Raw genomic sequence first — 12,287 nt, 5'->3', positions numbered from 1 at the left:
TTAAAAAATTACTTTCTACGTCTTTGTTGTGGCTTACCACCTTGACGTCCACCTTTTCCTTGCTTTTTAGTAGATAAACCTACAAGTGGAGAAAGATCTCTTTTACCATATACTTCACCTTTCATGATCCAAACTTTAACACCTAATCTACCATAAGTAGTATGTGCCTCAACTAAAGCATAATCAATATCGGCTCTAAAAGTCGATAAAGGAATACGTCCTTCTTTGTAGTGCTCTGAACGTGCCATTTCAGCTCCGTTTAAACGTCCACTAATCTGAACTTTAATTCCTTCAGCATTCATACGCATTGTAGCAGCGATAGCCATTTTAATTGCACGTCTGTATGAAATACGATTTTCAATTTGACGAGCAATACTAGTTGCTACTAAAAATGCATCAAGTTCAGGTCTTTTAATTTCAAAAATATTAATCTGAACTTCCTTCTCTGTAATTTTCTTAAGCTCTTCTTTTAACTTGTCTACCTCTTGTCCACCTTTTCCTATAATAATACCAGGTCTAGCAGTAGTGATAGTAACGGTTACAAGTTTTAAAGTTCTCTCAATAATTACTCGAGATACACTAGCTTTAGATAAACGCGCGTGAACGTATTTTCTAATCTTATCGTCTTCGGCAAGTTTGTCACCATAATCGTTTCCTCCGTACCAGTTAGATTCCCATCCTCTGATAATTCCTAAGCGATTCCCGATTGGATTTGTTTTTTGTCCCATATCTATCTTAGCTTTGTGTGTTATTGTTAGCTCCAACTACGATAGTTACGTGGTTAGAACGTTTTCTAATTCTGTGTGCGCGACCTTGAGGTGCTGGACGTAATCTTTTTAACATTGATCCACCATCTACTCTTATCTCTTGTACGAATAATTCAGCTTCTTCAATACTAGCTTCCTCATTCTTAGCTTGCCAGTTAGCAACCGCAGATAATAATAATTTCTCTAAACGGTTTGACGCTTCCTTTGAGCTAAACTTCAAAATATTAAGCGCTTTTTCTACGCGTTCACCTCTTACTAAATCGGCTACTAAACGCATTTTTCTTGGTGACGTAGGACAGTTATTAAGTTTCGCGAAAGCAATTTGCTTTTTCCCTTCCTTAATAGCGTCTGCCATTTGTTTTTTACGACTTCCCATAGCTTATTATTTTTTTCCTTTATTTTTTGCACCTGCGTGACCTCTAAAAGATCGTGTTGGTGAAAATTCTCCTAATTTATGACCTACCATATTTTCAGTAACATAAACTGGTACGAATTGACGACCGTTATGTACTGCAATAGTTTGTCCTACAAAATCTGGTGTTATCATTGAAGCTCTAGACCAAGTTTTAATAACAGTCTTTTTGTTTGCTTCAACATTAGCAGCCACTTTTCTTTCTAATTTATAATGAACGTAAGGTCCTTTTTTTAATGATCTTGCCATGTCTTATTATTTCTTTCTACGTTCTACAATGTACTTATTACTTGCTTTAGTTTTAGAACGTGTTCTATAACCTTTAGCTGGTATACCGTTTCTTGAACGAGGGTGTCCTCCAGAAGATTTACCTTCACCACCACCCATTGGGTGATCAACCGGGTTCATTACAACTGGTCTAGTTCTTGGACGACGTCCTAACCAACGAGATCTACCTGCTTTACCAGAAACTAGTAATTGGTGATCTGAATTAGATACTGCTCCAATAGTAGCACGACATGTTACAAGAATTAAACGAGTTTCTCCAGAAGGCAACTTAATTGTTGCAAACTTACCATCTCTTGCCATTAATTGAGCAAAAGCACCAGCACTACGAGCCATAACAGCTCCTTGACCAGGTCTTAACTCTACACAAGAAATAATAGTTCCTAATGGAATATTTGCTAATGACATTGTATTTCCAATTTCTGGAGATACTGTATCACCAGACACAACTGTTTGTCCAACTTGCAGACCATTTTGTGCAATTATATATGCTTTTTCACCATCTTGATAGTTTAATAAAGCAATAAAAGCTGTTCTGTTTGGATCGTATTGAATTGATGCAACTTCAGCTGGAATACCATCTTTAGTTCTTTTGAAATCAATAATACGGTAACGACGTTTGTGACCACCACCTTTGTAGCGCATTGTCATACGTCCTTGACTGTTTCTACCACCTGAACGTTTTTTCGGAGCTAATAAACTCTTCTCCGGCTTATCAGTTGTAATGGCGTCAAATCCATTTACAACTCTAAATCGCTGTCCTGGTGTGATTGGTTTTAATTTTCTTACTGACATTTGTCTTTAAATTACATGTTAGTGTATAAATCAATCGATTCACCTTCCGCCAGTTGTACAATTGCTTTTTTAAGAGCATTTGTTTTACCATGTTGAATCCCAGTTTTTGTAAACTTGGTCTTTCTATCTGGACGGACATTTATAGTACGAACTTTTTCAACAGAAACGCCATAAGCAGCTTCCACCGCTTTTTTAATTTCTACCTTGTTCGCCTTAGTTTTTACGAAAAAGCTAAAACAGTTGTTCAACTCAGTGTTAGCTGTCGCTTTTTCTGTAATAATAGGTTTAATTAAGATACTCATCGCTTTCTTATTTACTTAAATTCGTTACAATTTCTTCTAAAGAACTCTCTAAAAGCACTACTTGATTAGCATTCATAATCTTGTAAGTGCTTATTTCTGAGTTAGTTAACACTTCAGAGCTTTTTAAATTGCGTGACGACAAATATACATTTTTATTTGATGCACCCAACACAAATAGAGACTTTTTATTTTGTAAGTCCAACGCACTCAGGATAGAAGTAAAATTTTTGGTCTTTGGAGAATCGAAATTGAAGTCTTCTAAAACTACAATTGCATTCTCTTTTGCCTTAATACTAAAAGCCGATTTACGTGCTAATCTCTTCAGTGATTTATTTAATTTGAATGAGTAGTTACGAGGTCTTGGTCCGAACATACGTCCTCCACCTTTAAATACTCCAGACTTAATACTACCCGCACGAGCAGTACCAGTTCCTTTTTGTTTTTTAATCTTACGCGTACTTCCTGCAATTTCAGCTCTTTCCTTAGACTTGTGTGTACCTTGTCTTTGGTTAGCTAAATATTGTTTTACATCTAAGTAAACAGCGTGATTATTTGGCTCAATTTCGAATACAGAATTAGAAAGTTCAACCTTTCTACCTGTATCTTTTCCGTTAATATCTAAAACTGCTACTTTCATTATTTTCTAATAATTACATAAGAATTTTTGTGTCCAGGTACACAACCTTTTACTACTAAAAGATTTTTATCTGAAACTACTTTTAAAACTCTTAAATTTTCAACTTTAACTGTGTCGCCACCCATTCTTCCTGCCATTTTCATTCCTTTGAAAACTCTTGCAGGATAAGAAGCTGCACCGATAGAACCTGGTGCTCTTAGACGGTTATGCTGACCGTGAGTCGCTTGACCTACACCACCAAAACCATGACGCTTTACAACACCTTGAAATCCTTTACCTTTAGATACTCCTGCAATATCAACAAATTCACCTTCTGTGAAATGCTCTACTGTTAGTGTATCTCCTAATTTGTACTCCTCATCAAAACCTTGAAATTCAACTAGTTTTCTCTTAACAGAAGTACCTGCTTTTTTAGCGTGACCTAAGTCTGCTTTAGTAGCACTTTTCTCTGTCTTGTCATCGAAACCTAATTGAAGTGCAGAATAACCATCTACTTCTTCAGTTCTGACTTGGGTAACAACGCATGGTCCAGCTTCGATTACTGTACATGGAATATTCTTTCCATTTTCGTCGAAAATGCTGGTCATTCCGATTTTTTTTCCAATTAACCCAGACATAATTATTATTTATTTATTATTAATTTTTATTTAAAAAAACTCAAGGCCGAAAATACGTTTCAGCCTTGAATTGTATTTTTTCCGTTTTTCCTTAACCATCGTTAAGGACATTTTACTTTAAAAACTTACACCTTAATTTCTACTTCAACTCCACTTGGTAATTCAAGCTTCATTAAAGCATCAATTGTTTTAGAAGATGATGAGTAAATATCTAATAAGCGCTTGTAAGAGCTTAATTGAAATTGTTCTCTAGACTTCTTATTTACGTGAGGTGAACGTAATACGGTAAAAATTTTCTTGTGTGTTGGTAATGGAATTGGACCAGTTACCACAGCACCTGTACTCTTTACTGTTTTTACAATCTTATCAGCAGACTTATCTACTAAGCTATGATCGTAAGATTTTAATTTTATTCTGATTTTCTGACTCATGTTCTTAGTATTTAAGCTTCAACTCCTTTAGCTGCTTTAATCACTTCTTCTGAAATATTAGAAGGTGTTTCAGCATAGTGTGAAAATTCCATTGTTGATGTTGCACGACCTGATGAAAGTGTTCTTAATGTAGTTACATAACCAAACATTTCAGATAATGGCACAGTTGCTTTTACTGTTTTAGCTCCAGCTCTATCACCCATATCACTTACTTGACCACGACGACGGTTTAAGTCACCTACAATATCACCCATGTTCTCTTCTGGAGTAATAACTTCAAGTTTCATGATAGGCTCCATAATTACTGCTTTAGCAGCTTTTGCAGAGTTTTTAAATCCTAACTTAGCAGCTAACTCGAAAGATAACTGATCCGAATCCACATCGTGGTAAGAACCATCTGTTAATGTTACTTTCATAGCATCAACTTCGTATCCTGCTAATGGACCATTTGTCATTGCCATTTTAAATCCTTTCTCAATAGAAGGGATAAATTCCTTAGGAACGTTACCACCTTTAATTTCAGAAATGAATTCTAAACCTTCTTTACCTTCTTCAGCAGGCTCTAATGTAAATACAATATCTGCGAATTTACCACGTCCACCAGATTGTTTCTTGTAAACTTCTCTGTGTTGCGCTTTTTGAGTAATCGCTTCTTTGTACTCTACTTGAGGCTGACCTTGGTTAACTTCAACTTTAAATTCACGACGTAAACGATCTACAATAATATCTAAGTGTAGCTCTCCCATTCCAGAGATAATAGTCTGCCCTGAAGCTTCATCTGTTCTTGCTGTAAATGTTGGATCTTCTTCAGCTAATTTAGCTAAAGCCATACCCATTTTATCTACGTCTGCTTTAGTTTTAGGCTCTACCGCGATACCAATTACTGGATCTGGGAAGTCCATAGATTCTAATACAATAGGATGTTTCTCATCAGACATAGTATCACCAGTCTTAATATCTTTAAATCCTACTGCTGCTCCAATATCTCCTGCTTCAATAAAATCGATAGCATTTTGTTTATTAGAGTGCATTTGGTAAATACGTGAGATACGCTCTTTTTTACCTGAACGGTTGTTCAAAATATAAGAACCAGCATCTAAACGTCCAGAGTAAGCACGGAAAAATGCTAAACGACCTACGAATGGATCTGTAGCAATTTTAAATGCTAAAGCCGCAAACGGCTCATCTACACTTGGCTTACGTCTTTCTTCTTTATCAGTTTCAGGATTTGTTCCAATTACACTTTCTCTATCTAATGGAGAAGGTAAGTAACGACAAACTGCATCTAATAAAAACTGAACACCTTTATTCTTGAATGAAGATCCACAAATCATTGGTATGATAGCCATATCCATAACCGCAGCTCTTAAAGCAGCATGTACTTCGTCCTCTGTAATAGAGTCTTCATCTTCCATGAATTTCTCTAAAAGATTTTCGTCGTAACCAGCAACTTCTTCAATTAATAAAGCTCTGTACTTTCTAGCATCTTCTTTTAACTCTTCAGGAATTTCAATAACATCAAATGTTGCTCCTTGAGTTTCATCATGCCATACAATAGCACGGTTTTTTACTAAATCTATAATTCCTTTAAAATCTGCCTCATCACCAATGTTTAATACAATTGGCACTGCATTAGATTTTAACATATCTTTTACCTGTTGGCAAACTGCTAAGAAATTAGATCCTTGACGATCCATTTTATTAACAAAACCAATTCTTGGTACTTTATAATTATCTGCAAGTCTCCAGTTAGTTTCAGATTGTGGCTCTACACCATCTACTGCACTAAAAAGGAACACTAAACCATCTAATACACGTAATGAACGGTTTACTTCAACCGTAAAATCTACGTGACCTGGTGTATCGATAATATTAAAATGATAATCTTTAGCATCTTCAGTTGGTTGAGCATTTTCCTTTGGAAAAACCCAAGTACATGTAGTTGCTGCAGATGTAATTGTAATACCTCTTTCTTGCTCTTGCTCCATCCAGTCCATGGTTGCTGCACCATCGTGCACCTCACCAATCTTGTGTGAAACTCCTGTATAATAAAGAATACGCTCTGTTGTTGTTGTTTTACCAGCATCAATATGAGCCGCAATTCCAATATTTCTTGTATATTTTAAATCTCTAGCCATGTCTTATTAAAATCTAAAGTGAGAGAATGCTTTATTAGCTTCCGCCATTTTATGAGTATCTACTCTTTTCTTAACCGCCGCTCCTTCTTCTTTAGCTGCTGCTAAAATTTCTGATGCTAAACGTTGAGCCATAGATTTTTCATTTCTTTTTCTTGAAAATGAAATTAACCACTTCATTGCAGTAGATATTTTTCTATCTGCACGAATTGGGTTAGGAATCTGAAATGTTGCTCCACCAACACGACGACTACGTACTTCTACGTGAGGCATCACATTTGTTAACGCTTCTTTCCAAACCTCTAAAGCTGGCTTTTCTTCGTCTGTTTTTTTTGATTCTACGATATCAATTGCATCGTAAAACACTTTAAAAGCTACCGATTTCTTTCCATCCCACATCATCATGTTAACAAAACGAGTTACTAACTGATCGTTAAAACGTGGATCTGGCAAAAGCGGTCTTTTTTTCGCTGCTCTTTTTCTCATGTCTTCTTCTTAAAGTTTTAAAAATTACTTCTTAGGGCGTTTTGCACCATACTTAGATCTACGTTGCGTTCTTCCTGCAACACCAGCGGTGTCTAAGGCTCCACGAACAATGTGATATCTAACTCCTGGTAAATCTTTTACCCTTCCACCTCTAACCAATACTATCGAGTGCTCTTGTAGGTTGTGTCCTTCACCACCGATGTATGCATTAACCTCGTTACCGTTTGTTAAACGAACCCTTGCCACCTTACGCATTGCTGAGTTAGGCTTCTTAGGAGTTGTTGTGTAAACACGAGTACACACACCACGTCTTTGTGGACACGAATCTAAAGCAGCCGATTTACTCTTCTTGGTTATTTTGGCTCTTCCTTTTCGTACTAATTGTGAAATTGTTGGCATATTAATAAATATAATTTAACATATCCTCTTCTTAGAGGGCTGCAAATGTAACCATTAATTTTTAAAATTCAAATGTTAATGCATTAATTTTCAATAAGATTAATTTTTAAATCTCTTCTTTAAAACTATCGTTTCATTAAAATCTACTATTTTTACTAAAAATAATTTAGGTGAAATCTAAACTCTTACTCATATTAATCTTCCACCTTCAACTTTCTTTTTCACAAAAAGAGAGTGTTAAAATAACTCCCGTAGAAGCAACAAACAAAAGTGTTTCAGATTCTATTACAAAAGAAATTAATAAAAATGACAGGAAATTAGAAGACGTGCTATATAAAAAAGGATTTCTTAATTACACTATAATAGATTCCATTATAAAAGGCCTTCAAAAAAATTATATCATAAAATACAATGACAGAATAAAGTATCTGGAATTAACAAAAGATAGTCTTAGCAATTCTCAGGAATTTATAAAAAAATTTAACACCAATGAAAACTTCTACCTCATACCATTTAGTAATATAGAAGAAGTGTTAGAGAAAATTTCAGAAAGCATTAAAACCTCCGGCTTTCTTTTTACAGAAGTATATTTAGGTGAAATAAAGCTGAAAAACAAATCGACTATAACAGCTGTCCTTAATATAAGTAATCAAGAAAGAAAAAGACAACTAGATAAAATTATATTAAAAGGTTACGAAAAGTTCCCAAAAGGCTTCCTCAAAAATTACTTAAAATACAAATTGAACAAAAACATTAATTTAAAAGAAATAGAGACTAAAAGTGAACGCGTCTTAGATTTAGAATTTGTAGAGGAAATTAAAAGTCCTGAGTTATTATTCACAAGAGATTCTACTACGTTATACTTATACCTAAAAAAGAAATTTAGCAATAGTTTTGATGGTTTTATAGGCTTTAATACTGATGAGGAAACAAAAAAATTAAATATTAATGGATACTTAAACCTTGTACTATTAAACAACCTTAATTATGGGGAGCGATTAGAGATTAAATACAAAAGCGACGAAAGCGAACAAAAAAACTTTGAAGCAACTTTAGATCTACCCTATTTATTTTCGAGTCCTATTGGCATTGAAGCCAGATTAAATATTTTTAATAGAGATAGTGTGTTTACACTTTCTACTACCGAGCTAAAAACATATTATCTCATTAATCAAAAATTCAAAACCTCATTAAGCTATGAGAGTACAAACTCCAGCAACTTATCTAGTAATGAAAGTTTTTTTGTTGAAGACTATGACGCTCAATATATAACTACAGCATTTGAATACAGAAAAAGAAATTTAAATTCTAGGATTTTAAACACAAAAACAAGTATATATCTCAAATTAAAAAATGGAAACCGGAATACAATAGATAGAAAAACGAAGCAAAACGGAATCGAATTGAAACTACAACAATTGTTTAATTTAAATGATAGAAATAAAATAATAACAAAATTAGAATCTAGTAAATTATTCTCAAACAACTACCTAATTAATGAACTTTACCGTTTTGGAGGCAACAAATCTATACGAGGATTTAACGAAAATAGTTTAGAAGCAGATTTTTATAATATAATAGGAATTGAATATCACTACTTATTAAGTCCAGCTTTATCTATAAACAGCATCACAGACTTAGGTTATTTAGAAAACACTTTACTAAATACTAAAACACAAATTTATGGTTTTGGATTTGGACTCTCTGCTTTAACAAAAGCTGGTGTATTGAAAATGAATTTTGCAAATGGTAAGACTAAAAACGATGAGTTTAAATTCTCTAACACAAAAGTTCACCTAAGTTTAAACGCTTTTTTCTAAGTTAACAGGTCATTATCAAGCCAATTATTGAAAAAAAATGAAAATTTAACCAATAAATATTGTTTAATTAACTTTTTATTATGATTTTTGACCTAGACTAATTCAAATAAAAAATAAAATGAAAACAAAGTTTAGTGGAATTTTAACGCTATTTCTAGCGTTTGTTGTGCAACTAACGTTCGCACAAGAAAAAACAATTTCAGGAGTTGTTACCGACGATAACGGTTTGCCTTTACCGGCTGCTACCGTTTTAGTTAAAGGAACAACAAATGGAACATCAACTGATTTTGATGGTAATTACTCAATTACTGCAAATACAGGTGATGTATTACAATTTAGCTATGTTGGTTACGCTACAATGGAGCAACCTGTAGGAGCATCAAACACAATAAGTGTTTCTTTAGTAGCTGATAATGAACTTGAAGAAGTAGTTGTAACAGCCTTAGGTATTAAAAGAAAGGAAAGCGAATTAACATCTTCAACTCAAAACGTTAAAGCTGAAGAGTTAACACAAGCATCAAACCCTAATGTGGTACAGTCTTTAACAGGTAAAGTTTCTGGATTACAGATTAACACAACAAATAACGGAGTAAATCCAACATCTAAAGTAACCTTAAGGGGTAACTCTTCTATAACAGGGAATAACGGAGCTTTAGTTGTAATTGATGGGGTGATCTCAAGTTTAGGGGTTTTAAATAATTTACCTCCAGACATTATTGCATCTGCAAATGTCCTTAAAGGTCAACAAGGTGCTGCACTTTATGGTGCTCAAGCTGCAAATGGTGTAATTATTGTTACCACAAAAGGTGGTGGTAATAAAGAAAAAGTTGAAGTAACTTTTAATTCTTCTACTGAATTTCAAGTAGTAAATTTCGTTCCTCAAAGACAAACCAAATATGGACAAGGTTGGAATGGAGAACATGTATCATATGAAAATGGTGGATGGGGTCCAGAATTTGACGGAAGTTTACAGCCAGTTGGTTTACCACAGGCTGATGGTACATACAAAGTGTTCCCTTATGAAAGTTTAGGAAATGATCATATAAAAGATTTCTTTAAAACTGGAACAACCTTTCAAAACTCTGTAACTGTAAATGGTGGAGATGAAAGTGGAAATGTTTTACTGTCATTATCAAATGTAGATACAGAATTCGTTGTTGAAGATGACGTATTAAATAGAACTACTGCATTCTTTAAAGCTAATAAAAAGTTTGGAAACTGGACTGCTGATGGAGCTGTAACATACTACACTCGTAAGCAAAGTACAACTTCTTCGGGCTTATTTACAGATTTATTACAAACAGCATCTAATATTCCAGTAACTGAATTCTCTCAGCCTTTAAATCAATTTCACTGGACATCATATTACCAAAGTCCATATTGGTTAAGAGAAAATGTAAGAAATAATAACAGAGGGCAATATTTCAATGCTGTAGGTTCATTAACTTACAAAATTAATGACAACATTAATTTATTATATAGAGCAAACATTACAACTGTATCTTCAGATAACTTGAGCTATACGAACGCTTACACAGATGAGTTACAAATTGGAGGTGGAGATCATACAACCCAATCAAGATTAGATATAAGTGATACAGGATCTAGAAGTTATTATGGAGATTTCTTAGCTAACTTTAATTATGATTTATCTTCTAATTTTACATTTGGTGCTAACGTAGGTTTCAACTCACAAGATAACAGATCAACGTTTACTGCAGTTGGTGGAGACAATCTTACAATTCCAGGTTTCTATAATATTTCAAACGTAACAGGACAGCCTAGTGTAAGTAATAATGAAACAAGACAGAAACAATATTCTGTTTTAGGTAACTTTGACCTTGGGTTTAAAGATTATTTATTCTTAAACTTAACTGCTAGAAATGATTGGATTTCTACATTAAATGTAGATGCAGGGAACGAATCATTCTTTTACCCTTCTGCTGGTTTATCTTTTATTCCAACAAAAGCGTTTGAAAACATTAAAGGTAATACCATAAATTTCTTAAAAGTTTATGCTAACTATTCAAAAGTTGGCCGTTCTTCTGTAGACCCATATGATATTAACGATACTTATGTTCAACCTGGAGGCTTCGCTTACGGAGGATTAAACTCATTTATCCCATCAAGAAGTGTAGTTGACCCATTAATTCAAAATGAATTTTTAAAAACTGTAGAAGCTGGTTTTAACGCTGGGTTCTTTAAAGATAGATTAACCTTAGATTTTGCAATTTACAACTCTAAAACTGAAAATGGTCAGTTAACAACTACACCTTCTTTTAGTTCAGGAATAAGTTCTGCAACTATTAATATTGGTGAATTTGAAACTAAGGGATTTGAAATAGACTTAGGATTTACTCCTATTGATAACAAAGAAATTGGTTTAAAATGGTCTAATAGAGTGAGTTTTGAAACAAATAAAACTATTATCAATAAGTTAGATGGACAACAAGACCAAGTAGCTTTACAGAGTTTTAATGCTGTAGGTATATTTGCACAAGTAGGAGAAGAGTTTCCTTTAATTAAAGGTACAGCATACGAAAGAGATGACCAAGGTAGAGTTTTAATTGATCCAACTACTGGTAATCCATTAAAAACATCTGAATTCCAAAATCTAGGTGTAAATAATCCAGATTACATCCTTGGCCTAAACTCTCAATTAACATTCAAAGGTTTTAGACTATCTGCAACTATGGATTATAGAACTGGTCACCAATTTTGGGCTGGTAATAAAGACTGGTTATCATGGTCTGGACACTTAGTAGAGTCTGCAGAAAATGGACGTAGAGGTTTCATTTTCCCTAACTCTGCAATAAATGTAGGTACTGCTGCAAACCCAGTTTATGAAGCTAATAATAGTGTAATCACTGGAGGTACTACTTACACAAGCTTCTTAAACTACTACTCTAACGAGTATAGAGACGTAACTGAAAACTTTGTTTTAGATGCTACAGCTTTTAAAGTTAGAGAATTAGCTTTAAGCTACTCATTTAATGGAGACATGCTTAAAAACATGAAAATAAAAGGTTTAACGTTAGGTGTTTACGCTAGAAATCCATTTGTTGTTTTACCAAAAGAGAACAGAGATTATCATGATCCTGAGTTTGCTAACTCATCTGGAAACGGTAGTGGTTTAGCTGTTACAGGTCAATATCCTGCAACAAAAACTTTTGGAGCAAACCTTAATTTAACATTCTAAAA

13 protein-coding genes are annotated in these 12,287 nt (G+C 33.9%); 2 read left to right on the top strand and 11 right to left on the bottom strand.

Features of this window, described 5'->3' with window-relative positions; translation table 11 throughout:
• Positions 1-8: 8 nt before the first annotated feature.
• The 11 genes from rpsC to rpsL form a co-directional block, all read right to left on the bottom strand.
• Entirely contained in the window at positions 9-728 is a 720-nt protein-coding gene (rpsC, locus tag C7H52_RS00940) for a 30S ribosomal protein S3 (RefSeq protein ID WP_106462003.1), read from the bottom strand.
• A gap of 7 nt (positions 729-735) precedes the next feature.
• Complete coding sequence (gene rplV, locus C7H52_RS00935; protein ID WP_106462002.1) at positions 736-1,143, bottom strand: 50S ribosomal protein L22; 408 nt, start codon at positions 1,141-1,143, stop codon at positions 736-738.
• Positions 1,144-1,149: 6 nt separating this feature from the next.
• Positions 1,150-1,428, bottom strand: a complete 279-nt coding sequence (gene rpsS, locus C7H52_RS00930) for a 30S ribosomal protein S19 (RefSeq protein ID WP_013869040.1) — start codon at positions 1,426-1,428, stop codon at positions 1,150-1,152.
• A gap of 6 nt (positions 1,429-1,434) precedes the next feature.
• Entirely contained in the window at positions 1,435-2,259 is an 825-nt protein-coding gene (gene rplB / locus C7H52_RS00925; protein WP_106462001.1) for a 50S ribosomal protein L2, read from the bottom strand.
• A gap of 11 nt (positions 2,260-2,270) precedes the next feature.
• Positions 2,271-2,561, bottom strand: a complete 291-nt coding sequence (gene rplW, locus C7H52_RS00920; protein WP_106462000.1) for a 50S ribosomal protein L23 — start codon at positions 2,559-2,561, stop codon at positions 2,271-2,273.
• A 7-nt stretch (positions 2,562-2,568) separates the two neighbouring features.
• Positions 2,569-3,198 (bottom strand): 50S ribosomal protein L4, encoded by a 630-nt coding sequence (gene rplD, locus C7H52_RS00915; RefSeq protein WP_106461999.1) that lies wholly within the window; start codon positions 3,196-3,198, stop codon positions 2,569-2,571.
• Positions 3,198-3,815, bottom strand: a complete 618-nt coding sequence (gene rplC, locus C7H52_RS00910) for a 50S ribosomal protein L3 (protein WP_106461998.1) — start codon at positions 3,813-3,815, stop codon at positions 3,198-3,200. The genes rplD and rplC overlap by 1 nt, the downstream gene beginning before the upstream one ends.
• A 125-nt stretch (positions 3,816-3,940) precedes the next feature.
• A complete protein-coding gene (gene rpsJ, locus C7H52_RS00905) occupies positions 3,941-4,246 on the bottom strand; it encodes a 30S ribosomal protein S10 (RefSeq protein ID WP_106461997.1) in 306 nt (101 codons plus the stop codon).
• An 11-nt stretch (positions 4,247-4,257) separates the two neighbouring features.
• Complete coding sequence (fusA, locus tag C7H52_RS00900) at positions 4,258-6,384, bottom strand: elongation factor G (protein ID WP_106461996.1); 2,127 nt, start codon at positions 6,382-6,384, stop codon at positions 4,258-4,260.
• Between the two features lie 6 nt (positions 6,385-6,390).
• Entirely contained in the window at positions 6,391-6,867 is a 477-nt protein-coding gene (gene rpsG / locus C7H52_RS00895) for a 30S ribosomal protein S7 (protein WP_106461995.1), read from the bottom strand.
• Positions 6,868-6,891: 24 nt separating this feature from the next.
• Positions 6,892-7,266, bottom strand: a complete 375-nt coding sequence (gene rpsL, locus C7H52_RS00890) for a 30S ribosomal protein S12 (protein ID WP_008269190.1) — start codon at positions 7,264-7,266, stop codon at positions 6,892-6,894.
• 170 nt (positions 7,267-7,436) lie between these two features.
• Between rpsL and C7H52_RS00885 the strand changes: the two genes are divergently transcribed.
• Both C7H52_RS00885 and C7H52_RS00880 read left to right on the top strand, forming a co-directional pair.
• Positions 7,437-9,086: a BamA/TamA family outer membrane protein gene (locus tag C7H52_RS00885; RefSeq protein ID WP_106461994.1), complete on the top strand. Its 1,650-nt coding sequence runs from the start codon at positions 7,437-7,439 to the stop codon at positions 9,084-9,086.
• 118 nt (positions 9,087-9,204) lie between these two features.
• Entirely contained in the window at positions 9,205-12,285 is a 3,081-nt protein-coding gene (locus C7H52_RS00880; RefSeq protein WP_106461993.1) for a SusC/RagA family TonB-linked outer membrane protein, read from the top strand.
• Positions 12,286-12,287 lie beyond the last annotated feature (2 nt).

It is taken from the genome of Aurantibacter aestuarii (assembly GCF_003008425.1).
Classification (GTDB): Bacteria; Bacteroidota; Bacteroidia; order Flavobacteriales; family Flavobacteriaceae; genus Aurantibacter; species Aurantibacter aestuarii.
The sequence above is the reverse complement of the archived record's forward strand: the minus strand, read 5'-3'. Positions and strand labels throughout refer to the sequence as shown.

Excerpts from the sequence above, each read along its gene's own strand:
- rplW (WP_106462000.1), bottom strand. The coding sequence starts at position 2,561 with ATGAGTATCTTAATTAAACCTATTATTACAGAAAAAGCGACAGCTAAC.
- rpsS (WP_013869040.1), bottom strand. The coding sequence starts at position 1,428 with ATGGCAAGATCATTAAAAAAAGGACCTTACGTTCATTATAAATTAGAA.
- rplD (WP_106461999.1), bottom strand. The coding sequence starts at position 3,198 with ATGAAAGTAGCAGTTTTAGATATTAACGGAAAAGATACAGGTAGAAAG.
- rplB (WP_106462001.1), bottom strand. The coding sequence starts at position 2,259 with ATGTCAGTAAGAAAATTAAAACCAATCACACCAGGACAGCGATTTAGA.
- fusA (WP_106461996.1), bottom strand. The coding sequence starts at position 6,384 with ATGGCTAGAGATTTAAAATATACAAGAAATATTGGAATTGCGGCTCAT.
- rpsG (WP_106461995.1), bottom strand. The coding sequence starts at position 6,867 with ATGAGAAAAAGAGCAGCGAAAAAAAGACCGCTTTTGCCAGATCCACGT.
- rpsL (WP_008269190.1), bottom strand. The coding sequence starts at position 7,266 with ATGCCAACAATTTCACAATTAGTACGAAAAGGAAGAGCCAAAATAACC.
- rplV (WP_106462002.1), bottom strand. The coding sequence starts at position 1,143 with ATGGGAAGTCGTAAAAAACAAATGGCAGACGCTATTAAGGAAGGGAAA.
- C7H52_RS00880 (WP_106461993.1), top strand. The coding sequence starts at position 9,205 with ATGAAAACAAAGTTTAGTGGAATTTTAACGCTATTTCTAGCGTTTGTT.
- rpsC (WP_106462003.1), bottom strand. The coding sequence starts at position 728 with ATGGGACAAAAAACAAATCCAATCGGGAATCGCTTAGGAATTATCAGA.
- rpsJ (WP_106461997.1), bottom strand. The coding sequence starts at position 4,246 with ATGAGTCAGAAAATCAGAATAAAATTAAAATCTTACGATCATAGCTTA.
- rplC (WP_106461998.1), bottom strand. The coding sequence starts at position 3,815 with ATGTCTGGGTTAATTGGAAAAAAAATCGGAATGACCAGCATTTTCGAC.